This window comes from Azospirillum sp. UENF 211521 (genome assembly GCF_058780535.1).
The window spans coordinates 930,699-947,377 of sequence record NZ_JBSNCF010000002.1 but is presented as its reverse complement, the minus strand read 5'-3'; the positions used below and the strand labels follow the sequence as shown (position 1 = coordinate 947,377).

Annotated in this window: 20 protein-coding genes; 8 read left to right on the top strand and 12 right to left on the bottom strand. The window is 70.3% G+C overall.

The annotated features are described in order from the left end of the window. Position 1: 1 nt before the first annotated feature. The gene (locus tag ACWPN5_RS21075) at positions 2-676 is read right to left on the bottom strand and encodes an amino acid ABC transporter permease (protein WP_145672398.1); all 675 of its coding nucleotides are present in this window, start codon (positions 674-676) and stop codon (positions 2-4) included. Between the two features lie 395 nt (positions 677-1,071). Between ACWPN5_RS21075 and ACWPN5_RS21070 the strand changes: the two genes are divergently transcribed. After that, positions 1,072-2,325: a molybdopterin molybdotransferase MoeA gene (locus ACWPN5_RS21070; RefSeq protein ID WP_492297199.1), complete on the top strand. Its 1,254-nt coding sequence runs from the start codon at positions 1,072-1,074 to the stop codon at positions 2,323-2,325. Positions 2,326-2,370: 45 nt separating this feature from the next. On the opposite strand, the gene ACWPN5_RS21065 is transcribed toward ACWPN5_RS21070, so the two are convergent. The 3 genes from ACWPN5_RS21065 to ACWPN5_RS21055 are packed head-to-tail and all read right to left on the bottom strand — an operon-like array spanning position 2,371 to position 4,216. After that, a complete protein-coding gene (locus ACWPN5_RS21065) occupies positions 2,371-2,697 on the bottom strand; it encodes a DUF1244 domain-containing protein (protein ID WP_200477816.1) in 327 nt (108 codons plus the stop codon). An 11-nt stretch (positions 2,698-2,708) separates the two neighbouring features. Further along, positions 2,709-3,947, bottom strand: a complete 1,239-nt coding sequence (locus ACWPN5_RS21060; protein ID WP_492297198.1) for a DUF2478 domain-containing protein — start codon at positions 3,945-3,947, stop codon at positions 2,709-2,711. Positions 3,948-3,979: 32 nt separating this feature from the next. After that, complete coding sequence (locus tag ACWPN5_RS21055; protein WP_145680821.1) at positions 3,980-4,216, bottom strand: sulfurtransferase TusA family protein; 237 nt, start codon at positions 4,214-4,216, stop codon at positions 3,980-3,982. A gap of 190 nt (positions 4,217-4,406) precedes the next feature. Here ACWPN5_RS21055 and ACWPN5_RS21050 point away from each other — a divergent pair, with 190 nt between their 5' ends. After that, entirely contained in the window at positions 4,407-5,444 is a 1,038-nt protein-coding gene (locus ACWPN5_RS21050; RefSeq protein WP_145680820.1) for an SDR family oxidoreductase, read from the top strand. On the opposite strand, the gene ACWPN5_RS21045 is transcribed toward ACWPN5_RS21050, so the two are convergent. Next, a complete protein-coding gene (locus ACWPN5_RS21045; RefSeq protein ID WP_145680819.1) occupies positions 5,434-6,183 on the bottom strand; it encodes a sulfite exporter TauE/SafE family protein in 750 nt (249 codons plus the stop codon). The genes ACWPN5_RS21050 and ACWPN5_RS21045 overlap by 11 nt on opposite strands. A 156-nt stretch (positions 6,184-6,339) precedes the next feature. On the opposite strand from ACWPN5_RS21045, the gene ACWPN5_RS21040 reads away from it, so the two are divergent. Next, on the top strand, positions 6,340-6,744 hold the full coding sequence (locus ACWPN5_RS21040) for a four-helix bundle copper-binding protein (RefSeq protein ID WP_492297197.1): 405 nt from the start codon (positions 6,340-6,342) through the stop codon (positions 6,742-6,744). A gap of 13 nt (positions 6,745-6,757) precedes the next feature. Here ACWPN5_RS21040 and ACWPN5_RS21035 read toward each other — a convergent pair whose 3' ends face one another. After that, positions 6,758-7,633: a hypothetical protein gene (locus ACWPN5_RS21035; RefSeq protein ID WP_492297196.1), complete on the bottom strand. Its 876-nt coding sequence runs from the start codon at positions 7,631-7,633 to the stop codon at positions 6,758-6,760. A gap of 160 nt (positions 7,634-7,793) precedes the next feature. Between ACWPN5_RS21035 and dcd the strand changes: the two genes are divergently transcribed. Beyond that, entirely contained in the window at positions 7,794-8,378 is a 585-nt protein-coding gene (dcd, locus tag ACWPN5_RS21030) for a dCTP deaminase (protein WP_145623733.1), read from the top strand. A 92-nt stretch (positions 8,379-8,470) separates the two neighbouring features. Here dcd and ACWPN5_RS21025 read toward each other — a convergent pair whose 3' ends face one another. From ACWPN5_RS21025 to gloB, 3 genes are read right to left on the bottom strand one after another with little or no spacing between them, the layout of a single operon-like run. Next, positions 8,471-8,899 (bottom strand): cupin domain-containing protein, encoded by a 429-nt coding sequence (locus ACWPN5_RS21025; RefSeq protein WP_492297195.1) that lies wholly within the window; start codon positions 8,897-8,899, stop codon positions 8,471-8,473. Between the two features lie 26 nt (positions 8,900-8,925). Next, complete coding sequence (locus ACWPN5_RS21020) at positions 8,926-9,531, bottom strand: glutathione S-transferase N-terminal domain-containing protein (RefSeq protein WP_492297194.1); 606 nt, start codon at positions 9,529-9,531, stop codon at positions 8,926-8,928. Between the two features lie 54 nt (positions 9,532-9,585). Next, on the bottom strand, positions 9,586-10,347 hold the full coding sequence (gene gloB / locus ACWPN5_RS21015) for a hydroxyacylglutathione hydrolase (protein WP_492297193.1): 762 nt from the start codon (positions 10,345-10,347) through the stop codon (positions 9,586-9,588). A gap of 63 nt (positions 10,348-10,410) precedes the next feature. Between gloB and ACWPN5_RS21010 the strand changes: the two genes are divergently transcribed. Both ACWPN5_RS21010 and ACWPN5_RS21005 read left to right on the top strand, forming a co-directional pair. Beyond that, positions 10,411-11,187 carry a class I SAM-dependent methyltransferase gene (locus tag ACWPN5_RS21010; protein WP_186465964.1) on the top strand — a complete coding sequence of 259 codons (777 nt, stop codon included), beginning with the start codon at positions 10,411-10,413 and terminating at the stop codon, positions 11,185-11,187. A gap of 61 nt (positions 11,188-11,248) precedes the next feature. Then, on the top strand, positions 11,249-11,812 hold the full coding sequence (locus tag ACWPN5_RS21005) for an RBBP9/YdeN family alpha/beta hydrolase (protein ID WP_145680812.1): 564 nt from the start codon (positions 11,249-11,251) through the stop codon (positions 11,810-11,812). Positions 11,813-11,816: 4 nt separating this feature from the next. Here the strand turns inward: ACWPN5_RS21005 and ACWPN5_RS21000 are convergent, their stop codons facing one another. The 3 genes from ACWPN5_RS21000 to metX all read right to left on the bottom strand — a co-directional run bounded on the left by ACWPN5_RS21000 (position 11,817) and on the right by metX (position 14,369). Then, positions 11,817-12,401 (bottom strand): PRC-barrel domain-containing protein, encoded by a 585-nt coding sequence (locus ACWPN5_RS21000; protein WP_145680811.1) that lies wholly within the window; start codon positions 12,399-12,401, stop codon positions 11,817-11,819. A gap of 97 nt (positions 12,402-12,498) precedes the next feature. Further along, positions 12,499-13,149, bottom strand: coding sequence for a methionine biosynthesis protein MetW (gene metW, locus ACWPN5_RS20995; RefSeq protein WP_492297192.1), 651 nt, complete (start codon positions 13,147-13,149; stop codon positions 12,499-12,501). Further along, positions 13,146-14,369: a homoserine O-acetyltransferase MetX gene (gene metX, locus ACWPN5_RS20990; RefSeq protein WP_492297191.1), complete on the bottom strand. Its 1,224-nt coding sequence runs from the start codon at positions 14,367-14,369 to the stop codon at positions 13,146-13,148. Before metX ends, metW begins: the two co-directional genes overlap by 4 nt. A gap of 145 nt (positions 14,370-14,514) precedes the next feature. On the opposite strand from metX, the gene ACWPN5_RS20985 reads away from it, so the two are divergent. Both ACWPN5_RS20985 and hisC read left to right on the top strand, forming a co-directional pair. Beyond that, complete coding sequence (locus ACWPN5_RS20985) at positions 14,515-15,429, top strand: chorismate mutase (RefSeq protein ID WP_137104967.1); 915 nt, start codon at positions 14,515-14,517, stop codon at positions 15,427-15,429. 8 nt (positions 15,430-15,437) lie between these two features. Next, the gene (gene hisC, locus ACWPN5_RS20980; RefSeq protein ID WP_492297190.1) at positions 15,438-16,532 is read left to right on the top strand and encodes a histidinol-phosphate transaminase; all 1,095 of its coding nucleotides are present in this window, start codon (positions 15,438-15,440) and stop codon (positions 16,530-16,532) included. Positions 16,533-16,679: the final 147 nt, after the last annotated feature.

The window sequence follows — 16,679 nt, the reverse complement described above, 5'->3', positions numbered from 1 at the left end:
CTCAGCGCCGGTCGGTGTCGTAGGCGAAGGCCAGCTTGTAGATGCCGGCGAACAGCGCGGAGAACATCATCGCCAACATCAGATAGATGCCGGTCACCACGATGTAGATCTCGAAGCTGCGGAAGGTCTGCGACTGGATGTTGTTGGCGACCGAGGTCAGCTCGTCCGCCGAGATCGCCGAGACCACGCTGGAGCTGAGCATCAGCAGGATGAACTGGCTGGTCAGCGCCGGGTAGACGGTGCGCAGCGCCGGCTTGATGACGATGTAGCGGAAGACCTGCAGCGGCTTCAGCCCCAGCGCCAGCCCGGCTTCGATCTGGCCTTTTTGGATCGATTCGATGCCGGCCCGGATGATCTCCGTCGCGTAGGCGCCGACATTGACCACCATGGCGATCAGCGCGGCGAGATCGGGCGACAGGCGGATGCCCATGGTCGGCAGGCCGAAGAAGATCAGGAAGATCTGCACCAGGAAGGGCGTGTTGCGCACCACCTCGATGTAGGCGTTGATCACCCACCGGACCGGCTTCGGCCCGGACGTCTTGCCGAGCGCACAGAGAATCGCGACGATCAGGCCGAGAACCATGGCGCCGATCGACAATTGCACGGTCAGCCAAGCGCCCTGGAGCAGATAGTCCCAGGAGTCGATGACCGCCTTGAAATCGAAGGTGTAGTTCACGGGCTTTCCCTCCGCATCCGGGCCGGCCGCATCCGAACCGCTGTGCGCGTTCGGTGAACAGTCCCTTGTGCGGGATTCTCGTTGTCGGCCTCTCGTTGTCCGGCGGGTCGTGGCGATGCCTCGGGCGCCGGATGTTGGGGGAGCCTATTTGGATCGATCCAAATGCGCAAGGCGGAAAACGCAGCGCTGCGAAATTTACTACGTGTGGCCAACAATCCTGCCGCGCATTCGCCGTGGTGATGTTAAACCGCAATGGTGCGTCGACGAACGGACGCTTGCACAGGGCCGCGTCTTGACGATTATCAAGGTCGAACACGGCCGCGCACCGGACTATCCGGGGTGATACGACGCGGTGCCGCCCCCTTGAGGGTGGCCCAATGGAGAAGGATTGTCGCATGGACTGCTTCGCCGCTCCCGCCCCCTCCGCCCCCCTGCCGCTGGACGAGGCGCTGGCCCGCGTGCAGCGCGCCTACGGCGCGGTGACGGAGCCGGAGGAGGTGCCGCTGCGCGCCGCGCTGGGGCGCATCCTGGCGGAACCGGTGACGGCGACCGTGAACGTGCCGCCGGTCGCCGTCTCGGCGATGGATGGCTGGGGATACGGCAATGCGGGCGCCGTGGGCGGGGACGGCGATGTCCTGCGGCTGGCCGTGGTCGGGCGCGTGCCCGCCGGCTCGGTCTTTGCCGGAACGGTCGGGCCGGGCGAGGCGGTGCGCATCTTCACCGGCGCGCCGATCCCGGCGGGGGTGGACACCGTGGCCATGCAGGAGGACTGCCGGGCCGAGGATGGCGCGGTGCTGGTGCCCGCCGGCCTGAAGCGCGGTGCCAACATCCGCGACGCCGGCGAGGACATGACGGCCGGATCGGTCGTGCTGACTCCCGGCCTGCGGCTGCGCGCCCAGGAGGTCGGTCTGGCCGCCGCGGTCGGGCGGTCGCGCCTGTCGGTGCGCAAGCGCCTGCGCGTCGTCCTGTTCTCCACCGGCGACGAGCTGCGCGAGCCGGGGACGGAGAAGCCGGAAGGCGCGATCTACGACGCCAACCGCTACACGCTGGCCGCCCAGCTCGACGCGCTGGGGGCGGATGTGCGCGACCTCGGCATCCTGCCGGACAAGCCGGACGTGACCCGCGCCGCCCTGGCCGACGCCGCGGCGACCGCCGACCTCGTCGTCACCTCCGGCGGCGCCTCGGTGGGGGAGGAGGACCATGTGAAGCGGGTGGTCGGGGAACTGGGCTCCGTCGACCTTTGGAAGCTCGCCCTGAAGCCGGGCAAGCCGCTGGCGCTCGGGCGCATCGGCACCACGCCCTTCCTCGGCCTGCCGGGCAACCCGGTTTCGGCGATGGTGACCTTCATGCTGGTGGGCCGCCCGCTGGTGCTGCGCCTGTCGGGGGCGGAGAGCGCGCCGGCCCCCCGCTGCCTCGTCGTTGCCGGTTTCGAGTTCAGGAAGAAGCCGGGCCGCCGCGAGTTCCTGCGCGCCCGTCTGGCGACCGGAACCGATGGCCGCCCGGTCGCCCACAAGTTTCCCAGCGACAGTTCCGGCGTCCTGACCTCGATGGTCGAGGCCGACGGGCTGGTCGACATGCCGGCCGACGCCACCGCGATCCATGACGGGGACATGGTGGAGTTCCTGCCCTTCACCGGGCTGTTCGCCTGAGCGCCGGACGATCCCTCTCCCGTCCCCGGGAGAGGGAGAGAGTCCTTACTTCTTCGGCATGTGGCCGCTGATCTCGGCGTGCAGGGGCTTGGTGTCCTCGAAGGTCTTCTGCTGCTCGGGGGTGGCGTCCTTCTGGTGCTTCGCCTTCCATTCCGAATAGGGCATGCCGTAGACGGCGATGCGGGCCTCTTCGTCGGTCAGCGGCACGTTCCGCTCCCGGGCGGCGGCGGCGTACCATTTGGACAGGCAGTTGCGGCAGAAGCCGGCCAGATTCATCAGGTCGATGTTCTGCACGTCGGTGCGCTTCTGGAGATGCGCGACCAGTCCGCGGAACGCGGCGGCTTCCAGCTCGGTGCGGGTCTTCTCGTCCATTCCAATCCCTCTCACTTTTGTTCGTTGTGCAGCGTGACGAAGCGGCCATGGCGGTGGAAGCTCTGGGACGAGCCCCCGGCCAGGATCGCCTCGGCCACGGCGTCGCGGTTCTCCACCACGAAGCCGGCCAGCGCGGCAACGCCGTAGCGGAACAGCCGCGGGGTCAGCGGCGTCCCCGGCCCGACCAGCGCGACGCGGGTTCCCTCGGCCACCGACAGCAGGCGGGGCAGGGTGCGGTTGGTCAGGGTGGAGGCGGTGATCGCCGCGCCCTCCGCCCCCGGCAGCAGCCATTCCCCGGCGGCTTCCGGATACTCCCCGTCGCTGGGGTTCAGCTCGACCACATGGGCGTTGGGCAGGCGCTTGGCAATCTGCGGGAAGGCCCCGAAGACGACCACGCGCCCCTCCATCCCGGTGAACAGGTCCAGCCCGTTGGCCGTGGAGCCGGTCAGGTCGGGACGGTTGTAGTGGGCGTTCAGCGCGGCCATGCCGACCGCGGTCTCCTGCGGGTCCCAGGAGCGCGCGGCGTGGGCGGCCAGCCCGGCGAGGCCGACGCCGGCCCAGCGCGCCGGATCGGGCGGCGGTGCCGACTGCGGGCGGGCGGCCAGACCGATGCCGGGTCCCCCGGCGCCGTCCGTCTCCACCATGATCCATTTGGCGCCGATGGTGATCGCGCGGACCTTGGCGTCCTCCACGCCGTGCAGCAGGTCGTCGTAAAGCCGGTGCGCCCCCCACCAGCGCCACAGCGCGTCCTCGTGCGGCGAGATCAGGGAGGTGAAGCCGCCGGTGAAGCTCTGCCATTCGTTGAGGAAGCGGCTGCCGACGCTGGTCAGCACCGGAATGCCCTCGGCGATGCCGGCCAGCAGCTCGTCCGCCAGCCCCTCGCCATGCGCCTCCAGCCCGGCGAACTTGTTGACCACCAGCAGGTCGGCGCGCTCCGCGATGGCGCGGCGCAGCGCCTGGCTGGCCTCGGCCACCCCCTGGGGATCGACGCGGCAGGATTGCGATTCGCGGCCGAGATGCTGCGAGATGTCGTAGGCTTGGCCGGTGGCGACGTCCACCAGCTCCATCAGGTCGGCGCAGTCGCCGGGCGCGCCGGTGTTGCGCTGGATCACGCCGCCGACGCGGAAGCCGCGCCGCCGCAGCTCCATCACGAAGCGGTCGATCATCGCGTCGACGGCGATGGAGCCGGGGCCATGGACCACAGCACCAGGACGCAGCGGGGGTGGAACCGCGGGGCGCAGGGTCGGCATGGGGCGGACTCCTTCAGGAATGGAGAGGAACGTCAGACGGCGGAGACGCCGCGGCGGATGTGGTACACGAACACCTCCCCGCGCGTCTCGTGCGCCAGCAGCACGTTGTCGGTCGTGTTGCAGAAATGCTTGAAGTCGATGATCGACGCCGGGTCGGTGGCGTAGACGATCACCTCCTCCCCCTCGGCCATTTTGTCCAGCAGGGCGCGCGTCCGCAGGATGGGCAGCGGGCAGTGCAGCCCCTTCACGTCGAGTTCCTTGGCCGCCACGGACGTAACCTCTTCTTCTGCATGGGCACCGGACGCCGCGACTGTACCGGGTTCCCGCCTCCGTCTCCACCATTCCGGCAGAATTGCCGTTCCGTGCAATTGGGCGCTCCCGGCGGGCCGGGGCACCTTTGCCGGGCTGGAATGTTAGCCAGGGAAACGGATTCGAACGAACAATGCGGGAGCAACGCTTATGGCCGGTCGGCATTTCGACAAGGTGGTGGTCATCACCGGGGCGTCCAGCGGGATCGGCCGGGCGACCGCGGTGGAGTTCGCGCGCCACGGCGCCGCGGTGGTGCTGGCGGCGCGGCGCCACGCCGCCCTGCACGAGGTCGCGGAGGAGTGCGTGGCCGCCGGCGGGCGGGCGATGGTCGTGCCCACCGACGTGCGCGACCAGGAGCAGATGAACCGTCTGGCCGAGCGTGCCATCGAGGTGTTCGGGGGGATCGACGTCTGGGTGAACAACGCCGGCGTCATCGCCTTCGGGCGTTTCGAGGAGACCCCGCAGGACGTGTTCGAGGAGGTGATGCGCACCAACTTCTTCGGCACCGCCAACGGATGCCGCGCCGTGCTGCCGCATTTCCTGGAGCGGGAGGAGGGCACGGTCATCAACGTCGCCTCGCTGGCTTCCCTCGTCGGGCAGCGCTACGCTGCCGCCTACGCCGCCAGCAAGTTCGCGGTGCGCGGTTTCTCAGAGACGCTGCGGCAGGAGCTGGTGGAGGACCCCGGCATCCAGGTCTGCACCCTGCTGCCCGGTCCCATCGACACGCCGCTGTGGCAGCATGGCGCGAACTACACCGGCCGCGCCGTCAAGGCGATGACACCGCTGCACCCGCCGGAGGAGGTCGCCGAGGCCATCCTGCGCCTCGCCGAAAACCCACGGCCCGAGCTGTTCGTCGGCGCCGCGGGGCGCTCCGCCACCCTGCCGCACGCGGTGGCGCCGGCGCTGGCGGACCGCAGGATGGCCCACCGGATGGACCGCGACATGTTCGACAACCGCCCGGCCCACGACACCTCCGGCGGCGTTCTGGAGGCCATGCCGGATTACCGCGAGGCGAGCGGCGGCTGGATGGAGCGGGCCGAAGCCCAGGCACCCCAAGGCCGGGAAGGGCGCCGCGCCCTGTGCTGGACCAACGTCGCCCTGTTCTTGCTGCCCATCGGCCTGATGAGTCGCCTGCCCGCCCAGGTCTGGGAAAGGCGGGCGTGGGAGAGTGCCAGGGTCAGGCCGTGAGCATCTTGAGTCCGGACAAGGCGAGGATCGCCGCCAGCAGATAGCGCAATGTGGCGGTCGGCAGATGGCGGCTGCCCAGCCAGGCGCCGACCGCGCCGCCCACCCCGGCGGCGACCAGCCACCAGGGCAGGGCGGCCGGCAGCGTCGTCACGGTCGTCCAGGTGCCGGCCAGCGCCGCCGCCGAGTTCAGCAGGTTGTAGGCGGCCGACACAGCGGCAGCGCGGCGCGTCTCGACCCAGCCCATCAGCAGGATCAACGGCGCCAGGAAGATGCCGCCGCCGGTGCCGGTCATCCCCGACAGGAAGCCCACCGCGGCCCCGGCGGCGAGCGCCGGCAGGAAGGGCGGGGCGACGGCGGCCGTCCTCTCCGGCGCGCCGCGCGCCACCCAGGTCGAGCGGGCCAGTTCCAGCGCCGCCAGCAGGAGGATCGCCCCGACCAGCGGGTAGTAGAGATGGGACGGCAGGTGCAGCGTGCCGCCGAGGAACGAGAAGGGCATCCCCAGCACGCCGAACGGGTAGAAGGCCCGCCATGTGAACAGCCCGGCGCGGACGAAGCGCACGGTGCCGATGGTCGCCACCAGAAGGTTGAGGGCGAGCGCCGTCGGCTTCATCGTCGCCGGGTCGAGCCCGACGATGCCCATGACCGCCAGATATCCCGAGGCTCCGGCCTGCCCGACCGCGGCGTACAGCGTGGCGATGACCAGGATCAGCGCCGTCAGTCCGGCCGTCTCGTTGAACACCAGCACTTCCCCAAGCCGTGATGATCGCTTGTAACCGGCGGGCGTTGGCGGGGCCAGGGAAAGGGGGAGAATTTCCGAACCATGGAGGTGCTGCGCTGTTGGCAGGGCAGGGCGCCGACGCCCACTCCCATCACCCCGTCCTTACGGAGATTGCCCATGCACGCCCGCGACATGATCAGCACCCACCCACACGTGCGCGGAAACCCCAACGACGCACTCATCCGCTGCATCGAGGCCTGCTACGACTGCGCGCAGACCTGCACCACCTGCGCCGACGCCTGCCTGGGCGAGGAGGCGGTGGCCGAACTGGTCCAGTGCATCCGCCTGAACATGGATTGCGCCGACGTCTGCGCGGCGACCGGCGCCATCGCCACCCGGCGCAGCGGCTCCAATGAGGCGGTGATCCGCGCCATGCTCGACGCCTGCGCCACCGCCTGCCGCCTGTGCGCCGAGGAGTGCGAGGGGCACGCCGCCATGCACCAGCATTGCCGCATCTGCGCCGAAGCCTGCCGGTCCTGCGAGGACACTTGCCGCAAGGCGTTGCAGACCCTGAGCCATTGAGGCCGGCCGGGGGTCAGCCGCCGTTGCCGAGGATCACCCGGTCCAGGTAATCGGCGAGCAGGGGGCCATCGCCCAGCCCGAGCAGCAGCTTGGACGAGACGTTGCCGTTCTCGGTCCGCAGGCCCGGAACCGCCGCGTGTCGGTCCAGGAAGCCGTCCAGACCGGCGTTCCAGGCGGCATCGGCGTTGCGGCAGAAGATCTTCGACAGCGAGAAGTGCGGCACCTTGCGGAAGGGACTGGCGAGGCGCTTCCCCTGGAAGACGGCCGGCGGGTTGCCGAGCGCGCGATAGCGGGTTTCCAGCGTCTTGCGGAAACTCTGGAAGGTCGTCCCGCCGCTCTCCATGCCGATGGTGACGACCGGAACGCCGAGCAGGGCCACCGAGTCGGCGATCAGACGGGCGTTCTCCTCCTGGTCGCGCCGGATGGCCTCGGCGAGCGCCGGATCGCCGCGCATCGCCTCCGTCAGTCCCACCGTGCGCGGCGTGTGGAAGGAGCTTTTGTTCAGCACCATCACCTTGCCGCGGAAGGAGCCGGCGCCGAAGATGCCGTCGAAGAAGCTGTGGGCCATGGCCCCGGCGCGCCCCTGGACGCACAGGTAGACGGACTGCTCGAACTCCCGGCGCCCCGGATTGTCGCCGACCAGGATCAGCGCCGGCAGCGGGCCGTCGGTGGCGGCGTAGGCGGCGAGGTCGCTGTTTTCGACGAACAGCGGCGACACCGAGGCCTTGAGGGCACGGACCCGCTCCCCATGCTGGGCGACGCGGCTGCGGAACAGCGCGACCGGGTCCGGCCGTCCGCCCTCCGGCGGGACCTCGCCCAGGATGACGGACAGGTGCCGCAACTCGGCCTGATGGTCCGATGCCGCCGCGTCGATCGAGGATACCGCCATTCCCATCACCCCTTGTGCAATGCGGCCCCATCCAAGGGGCTTGGTGCCTTCTAAAAGACTGGTGATTGTGTTGTCGAGAGGCGTCGATCCGGCTATAGAGTGCGCCAGGGAAGCGACCGGAGCCGCGCCGTTTGCGGGTTCGCCAGGAGGTTCGGAAGGCATGAAGCTGTCAGACGTCGATATTCGCCGATACCTCGCCGAAGGACGCATCGAGATCGACCCGTTGCCGGCGGAGAGCCAGATCGGGGCGATGTCGGTGGACCTCCAGCTCGGAAGCGCCTTCCAGGTCTTCCCGCCGGGCAAGGCGGCCTTCGTCGACCTCGCCCCGCCCGAGGGCCATCCCAGCCAGGTTCCCGACAAGCTGATGGACCGCGTCGAGGTTCCCGTCGGCGAGCCGTTCTTCCTGCATCCGGGCGAGCTGGTGCTCGGCATCACCGTGCAGCGCATCGGCCTGCCCAACGACATCGCCGGCCGCCTGGACGGCCGCAGCAGCCTCGCCCGCCTGGGCCTGATGGTGCACGCCACCGCGCACACCATCGATCCGGGCTGGAACGGCCGCATCACCCTGGAATTCTTCAACTGCGGACGGCTGCCGCTGGCGCTGCGCCCGGGCATGCGGATCTGCGCCCTCAGCTTCGAAACGCTGATGTCGCCGACCTCCAAGCCCTACGCCGCGCGCCCCGACGCCAAGTACCGCGACCAGCTCGACCCGCTCCCGAGCCGGATCAACCTTGAGCAGTCCTGAAGGCTGATTTCCGAAGGCCGACCATGAAAAGGCGCCCCGCTTCCGGGGCGCCTTTTTTCGTGCGGGTGTCCGGCGGCCCAGCCGCCCGGATGTCAGCCGGGCTCCCACCCCTCCGGCGCCATCTCGAAGCCGGCGAACTCGAAGGCGGGGGAGACGGTGCAGCCGACCAGAACCCAGCCCGCCAGCGGCCGCGCCGCCTGCCACGCGTGCGCCGGAACGACGCCCTGCGGGCGCTGGCCGCCCGCGAGGTCCATCCCCAGCACAATCCGCTCCACCGACCGGCCGTCGGCGGAGATGGACAGCTCCAGCGGTCCCCCGGCGTGCCAGTGCCACATCTCGACCGCGTCCACCCGGTGCCAGTGGGAGCGTTCGCCCGCCTGGAGCAGGTAGTGGATGCCGGTCTTGACCCCACGCCCGCCGCCCGGCGGGGCGTCCCGGAAGGTCTCCACATAGTGGCCGCCTTCCGGATGGGGCTGCATGCCCAGCGTCGCGATGATGCGCTCGGGCGTCAGGGCCTCCATGGCGTCGTCCTTTCTCACCGTGGCCGTCACGCCGGCGGCGGCGCGGTGCGGCGGAAGCTGTCGAGGTCGGAGGCCGAGGCGAACCACGCCGCCAGCTCCGGACGGCCCGCCCGCCAGTCCTCGTGCCCGAACCGGAAGTCGAGGTAGCCGAGCGCCACCAGGATGGACAGTGTGCCGATGGTCAGCGTGCCGTCGAGGGCCGGCGCCTCCGCCTCCAGCACGTCGAGCGCGCGGGCGACGGCGCGGCGCTGGCGGTCCGCCCAGGTCTCGGAACGCTCGCCGTCCGGCCGCTGAAGCTCCAGGCGGCGCAGGATGGCGGCGTCGCAGATGCCGTCGGCCAGCGCCTGCTGGCGCAACGCCGTCCAGCGCGCCGGGCCGGCGGCTGGGAACAGGCGCGGGCCGTCGTGCAGCGAGTCCAGATACTCGGCGATCACCGGGCTGTCGTAGAGCGCCGAGCCGTCGTCCAGGATCAGGGCCGGCACCTTGCCCAGCGGGTTGTCCGCCGGCAGGTCGGTGTCGGGCGCCCAGGCGTTGGTCACCTGCTTCTCGACCGTCGAGTCCAGCCCGCATTCGATGAGGACCATCGCGACCTTGCGGACGTAGGGCGAGGTCGGGCTCCAGCGCAGCTTCATCAGAATCTCTCCTCCCGTTTTGTGGGCGTCAGGGTAGCGCGAGGGCGCGCCGTCTTAAAAGCGGTCCTTGCGGCCGCGGATCTCGGCGAAGACCGCCACCGGGTCGGCGCCTGCCATGCCGAGGGCGGCCTGGACCTCCGGCATGTCGGCGCGCAGGAAGGGATTGGTGGCCTTCTCCACTCCCAGCGTGGAGGGGATGGTCGGCTCTCCGCGCTCGCGCTGCGCGGCGATCTCCGCCGCGCGGGTCTTGAGGGCGGCGTTGGCCGGCTCCACCGTCACGGCGAAACGGGCGTTGGACAGGGTGTATTCGTGGCCGCAATAGACGCGCGTGTCGTCCGGCAGGCCGCGCAGCTTGACCAGGGATGTCCACATCTGGGCCGGCGTGCCCTCGAACAGCCGCCCGCAGCCGAGCGCGAACAGCGTGTCGCCGCTGAACAGCGCCTTGGCCTCCGGAAACCAGAAGGCGATGTGGCCGGAGGTGTGGCCGGGGACGAAAAACACCTGGGCGGTGTGCGATCCGAACGAAATGGTCTCGCCTTCGCCCAGACACGTCTCCATATCGGGAATGCGGGCGACGTCGGCGCGCGGGCCGATCACATCGGCGCCATAGCGCGCCTTCAGCGCGTGGTTGCCGCCGATGTGGTCGTTGTGGTGGTGGGTGTTGAAGATGTGCGTCAGCGTCCAGCCGCGCCGGTCCAGCTCCGCCAGCACGGGCTGCGCGTCGCCGGGGTCGACGACACCGACGGCGCCGCTGGCCGGATCGCGCAGGAGGTAGATGTAGTTGTCGGCGAAGGCCGGAATCAGGTGGATGTCCATGGGCTTGGGCCCCTCTCCCGCATGAATGGACGTTCGATCGAAACGTGATAGCCTGGGATGACCATGTACACCGATATCGTCGATCTCCGTGAATTCTACGAGTCCGGGCTTGGTCAGGCGGCGCGGCGGATGATCCGCCGGCGCATCCGCACCATCTGGCCCAACCTGCGCGGCCAGATCGTGCTGGGGGTCGGCTACACGACGCCGTACCTGCAGCCCTTCCGCGACGAGGCGGAGCGGGTGTTCTCGATCATGCCGGCGACCCAGGGCGTGACCTTCTGGCCGCCGGGCGGGCCGGGGCTGGTGGCGCTGGGCGACGAGGCGGACCTGCCGCTGGCCGACATGTCGGTGGACCGCGTGCTGCTCGTCCACGGGCTGGAGGGGACGGAGCAACTCCGCCCGATGATGCGCGAGATCTGGCGTGTGCTGGCCGGCGGCGGGCGGGTGCTGGTGGTGGTGCCGAACCGCCGCGGCCTGTGGGCGCGGGCCGACTGGACGCCCTTCGGCCATGGTTTTCCCTATTCGGCTTCTCAACTGAAGCAGGTTCTGCGCGACACCATGTTCGTGCCGGAGCGCACGGGGCACGCCCTGTTCCTGCCGCCGCTGCGCTCCCGCTTCCTGATGAAGACCGCCCCGGCCTGGGAGGAGGTCGGCTGCCGCTGGTTCAAAGCCTTCGCCGGGGTGACGATGATCGAGGCGTCGAAGCAGATCTTCGCCGGGGTGTCGCGCAAGACCCAGCAACCGGTCAAGCGCCGCCTGATCGTTCCGCTTCCCGGCGGGGCCGCTCCGGCCCGCCGTCCGGCGGGGTCCGGCGCGTGGCGGGTGTCGGAGGAGCCGTAAGCCTTGCTCCGGGGCCGTTGCGGTTTGTAACCTCGCTGGTCACCGCAGCGGATCGGACCCCATGACGAAGGCGAGCGTTCTCATCGTGCCGGGACTCGGCAATTCCGGCCCGGACCATTGGCAAAGCTGGCTGCAGCGGCGCCACCCGTCCTTCACGCGTGTCGAGCAGGCCGACTGGGACGCGCCGCACTTGGAGGATTGGGTTCGCTCGCTGGAGGATGCGGTGGCTGCCGCCACCGCGCCGGTGGTTCTGATCGCCCACAGCCTGGGCTGCATGGCCGTCGCCCATTGGGGCGTGCGGAGCGGGTCGTCGGTGGGCCAGGTCGCCGCCGCCCTGCTGGTTGCCCCGCCCGACGTCGAATCGGCGGAGCACACGCCGCCGGAGGTCCACGGCTTCGCCCCGGTGCCCACCGATCCGCTGCCCTTCCGCGCGCTGGTGCTGGCCAGCCACGACGACCCCTACGCCGCGATCGCCCGCTCCTGCGCCTTCGCGGTTGGGTGGGGCGCCGACTTCATCGACGGCGGCGCCCTCGGCCACATCAACACCGCCGCCGGCTACGGCCCCTGGCCGGACGGCGAGCGGCTCGTCCTCGACCTGCTGCGCGCGGTGGAGAGCGGCGCCTGAGCCGTCACTGCGGCTGGCCGCTCACCGTTTTTACCCCGTCTCCATAGGTGAATTCCGGCGCCCGCGCGAGTTCGGCGGCCGGCAGGTCCAGCGTCGGCGTCGTCGCGCCATCGCCACCGGGGGCGGCACCCGCGATGTCGGTGCGCAGCATGCTGACCGGCAGGGACCGCAGTTTGCCGTCCGCCCCGCTGCCCTCCGCGGGGGCCAGCACGATCCGCTCGATCGAAGCGGCGCTGCCGTCCAGAGTGAAGTCCTTGATGGAGCCGCCGGGCTGGCCGTCGCGGGTCCGCACCTCCTTGCCGATCAGGGTCCGCGCCTCCTCCGGGGTCAGCAGATGGGGAATCGCGGCGACGGAGGGGGCGGCGCGCTTCATCTCGTCGGAAGGCGCGTCGCCGCCGAGCCCTTCCTGCGAGGCCGCGGGCGGGGTGGCCGGGGTGTCGTCCGGGCGCGGCGCCGTCATCAGCGGGGGCCGCGCGGCGTCCGGTGAAGCCTGCGGTGCCTGAGCCTGGGGCGTTTGTGCCGATGCGGCGCCGGACAACAGCAGGGCGGCGGCCGATGCGGCCAGGACGGAGGAGAGGACGAGGCGCATGGTGCGAAGCTCCCGCTGACGGTTGTTGAACGGACTTTGCCTGTTCAACAGCGCCAGCGGGGCAGGGGTTGCATCGCCGCCGTCCGGCGGGGTCCGGTCAGTCCCGGCGCAGCAGGAAGACGCCCTGCTCGCCCAGCAGGTTGGCGAGCCCGGAATGGACGTGGCCGGTGACCCGGCCGGTGCCGTTCACGATCATGCAGCGCTCGATGCGGATGCCCATCTCCTCCGCCAGGACGACGAAGTCCCGGATCGTGCAGAAATGGATGTTGGGCGTTTCCCACCACTGGTAGCCCAGCTTCTCCGTCACCGGCATGCGTCCGGTCAGCAGGAGCTGCACGCGGATGCGCCAATAGCCGAAGTTGGGCACCGACACGATGGCCCGCCGCCCGATGCGGGTCATCGTCTCCAGCACCGTCCGCGGCTCGCGCATCGCCTGCAGGGTCTGACTGAGGATCACGTAATCGAAGGCGCCCGGCGGGTAGTCCTTCAAATCGGTTTCGGCGTCGCCCTGGATGACCGACAGGCCCTGGGCCACGCACTGGTGCACGCCGTCCATCGACAGTTCGATCCCGCGCGCGTCCGCCCCCTTCTGCCGGGACAGGAAGGCGAGCAGGGCGCCGTCGCCGCAGCCGACGTCGAGCACGCGGCTGCCCGGCTCCACCATCTCCGCGATCAGCTTCAGGTCGGAGCGGATGCCGGTGCCGGAGGCGGCGCGGGCGGCGGCTTGCTTGTCGTCGAGGGGACTCATGGCCGGGAGTCCCGCGTCAGGCCGCGGTGTTCGGCGCAGCCGTCGAGGAAGCCGCGGATCACCTGATGGAATTCCGGCTCGTCGAGCAGGAAGGAGTCGTGGCCCTTGTCGGTGCGGATCTCCACGAAGCTGACGTTGGCGGCCACCGCGTTCAACGCGTGCACGATGGCCCGCGATTCGGAGGTCGGGAACAGCCAGTCGCTGGAGAAGCTGGCGAGGCAGAAGCGCACCGGCGTGCCCTTGCCGTCCTTGCGGAAGGCGTTGGACAGGGTGCCGCCCCCGTAATCCGCGGCGAGGTCGAAATAGTCCATCGCCCGCGTGATGTAGAGGTAGGAATTGGCGTCGAACCGCTCGACGAAGGTGATGCCCTGGTGGCGCAGATAGCTTTCCACCTGGAAATCGGCGTCGAAGCCGTAGGTGACGGTCTGGCGGTTCTGCAGGTTGCGCCCGAACTTGCGGTGCAGCGCCGGTTCCGACAGGTAGGTGATGTGCGCGGCCATGCGCGCCACCGCCAGCCCGCGGTGGGGGCGGGTGCCCTCCAGCAGGTAGTTGCCGCCGGCCCAGTCCGGGTCGGCCATGATGGCCTGCCGGCCGACCTCGTGAAAGGCGATGTTCTGCGCGGAGTGGCGGGCGGCCGTGGCGATCGGCACCGCGGCGAAAACCGACTCCGGGTAGGCGACGGCCCATTGCAGCACCTGCATGCCGCCCATCGAGCCGCCGATCACGCAGAAGAGCTGGTCGATCCCGAGATGCTCCACCAGCAGCTTCTGCGCGCGCACCATGTCGCCGATGGTGATGACGGGGAAGCCGAGGCCGTAGGGCTTGCCGGTCGCCGGATCGGTCTCCTTCGGGCCGGTGGAGCCCATGCAACCGCCGATGACGTTGGAGCAGATGACGAAGTAGCGGTCGGTGTCGACCGGCTTGCCGGGTCCGACCAGCATCTCCCACCAGCCGGGCTTGCCGGTCACCGGATGCTGGTCGAGCACGTAATGGTCGCCGGTCAGGGCGTGGCAGATCAGGACGGCGTTCGACCGGTCCGCGTTCAGCGCGCCGTAGGTCTGGTAGGCGATCTCGAACGGCCCCAGCTCCGCGCCGCTGTCCAGCCGCATGGGCCGGCCCACCCCGAGCGTGACCCGGTGGCCGGGCAGCGTCGCGGGCTCGGCAGGCACGGCGGCAGAGACGGCGCCAGACACGGCGGCGGCGGGGTTCGGCGCGGACATGACGGGTCGGGAGCCTCCGGAAAACGGGAGTTCATAGCTACGGACCGGCGGTTGGGAGTGTCAACGTTTTCTTTGATTTCGTGCCGCTTGCGGACTACTACTATCCGGCTTTGGATTCGCCCTGGATTTGACGGTTTCCCGCCCCATGCCTCCGCCCAAGTCCCCGCTCGACGATCTGCGCCGCGAGATCGATCACATCGACGATACGATCCACGACCTGCTGATGCGCCGCGCCGCGGTGGTGGAGCGCGTCGGCGTCGTGAAAAGCCAGATCGAGGCCGCGGAAGGTCAGGTCAGCGGGAACCCCCAGACCCCGATCTATCTGCGCCCGGCGCGCGAGGCGGTCATCCTGCGCCGCCTGATGGCGCGCCACGCCGGCTCCTTCCCGGCGATGGCCGTCACCCGCATGTGGCGGGAGATGATCACCGCCTTCACCCGGCTCCAGGGCCCCTTCGCCGTTGCGGTCTACGCGCCGGAGGACCGCCGCGGATTCTGGGACGTGGCCCGCGACCATTTCGGCAGCGTCGTCCCGATGACCGCCGTCAACTCCCCCGCCGCGGCGATCCGCGCGGTGTCGGAGGGCACGGCCACCGTCGGCGTCGTTCCCTACCCGGCGGAGGACGACGCGGACCCCTGGTGGCGCTTCCTGGTGTCGTCCGACGCGCGCACGCCGCGCGTGGTGGCGCGGCTGCCCTTCGCCGGGCGCGGCAACGCCCGCGGCGAGGACCGCGACGCGCTGGCCATCGCGCTGGTCCCGCACGAGCCGACCGGCGACGACCGCACCCTGCTGGGGATCGAGCTGGGGCATGACCTCAGCCGCGGCCGGCTCAAGGACCATCTGGAGACGAGCGGCCTCGCGCCGACCTATTTCTGCACCTGGCACGCCCGCGACCCGTCCGGCCCGTCGATCCATCTGGTCGAGGTCGCCGACTTCGTCGACCACACCGACCCACGCCTGGCTGCCTTCGCCGGCCGGCTGGGCGAGATCCCGGTGCGGATCAACATCGTGGGCGGCTACGCCGTCCCGCTTCATTTCTCCCACGACGCCCGCAAGGTCTGAGACCTGACATGACCCAGCCGAACAACGGCCCGGCGCCCCGCCCGGGGATTCTCGACATCGCCCCCTATGTCGGCGGCGAGCATGCGGGGCACATCCGCCTCGCTTCCAACGAAGGCGCGCTCGGCCCGAGCCCGCGCGCCGTGGAGGCCTACAAGGCCGCCGCGGGCGAACTGCACCGCTACCCGGACGGCGGCTCCGCCAAGCTGCGCAAGGCCATCGCCGAGCGCTTCGGCCTGGACGCCGACCGCGTGGTCTGCGGCGCCGGTTCCGACGAGCTGATCGCCCTGCTGATCCGCGCCTTCGCCGGGCCGGGGGACGAGGTGCTGTATTCGCAGCACGGCTTCCTGATGTACCCGATCGGGGCCAAGTCGGTCGGCGCCACGCCGGTCAAGGCGCCGGAGACGAACCTGACCACCGATGTGGACTCGCTGCTGGCCCACGTCACGCCGCGCACCCGGCTGGTCTTCGTCGCCAACCCGAACAACCCGACCGGCACCTACATCACCGCCGACGAGATGGCCCGGCTGCACGCCGGCCTGCCGGCAAACGCCATCCTGGTCATCGACGCGGCCTACGCCGAGTACATGAACCACAACGACTATTCGGCGGGGCAGGAGCTGGTCGACCGCTTCCCCAACGTGGTAATGACCCGCACCTTCTCGAAGATCTTCGCGCTGGGCTCGGTCCGGCTGGGCTGGGCCTATTGCCCGGCGGGGATCGCCGACGTGCTGAACCGCGTGCGCGGTCCCTTCAACGTGTCCTCCGCGGCGCAGATCGCCGGGGTGGCGGCGCTGGAGGATACCGAATTCCTGGAGCGCTCGCGCAGCCACAACATCGAATGGCGGGAGTGGTTCGTCCAGCAGGTCCAGGGGCTGGGGCTGAAGACCCATCCCAGCGTGACGAACTTCGTTCTGGTTGATTTCGCCGGCCAGACCGCCGGCAAGGACGACGCCGAGGCGGCGCGCCTGTTCCTGAAGGGCCGCGGCATCCTGGTCCGCCAGATGCCCGCCTACGGCCTGCCGAGCTGCCTGCGCGTCACCATCGGCACGGAGGCCGAAATGCGCGAGGTGGTGCGGGCGCTGAAGGACTTCCTGGCGGCGTAAGGCCGGAGTGGTTTTCCCTCTCCCGCCCCGGGAGAGGGAGGGGCCCGCCGCGAAGCGGTGGGAGGGTGAGGGTATAGACAAGAATCAGCGCCTTGATCCTTGCGCTACCCTCACCCGGCCCTTCGGGCCCCCCTCTCCCGGGGCGGG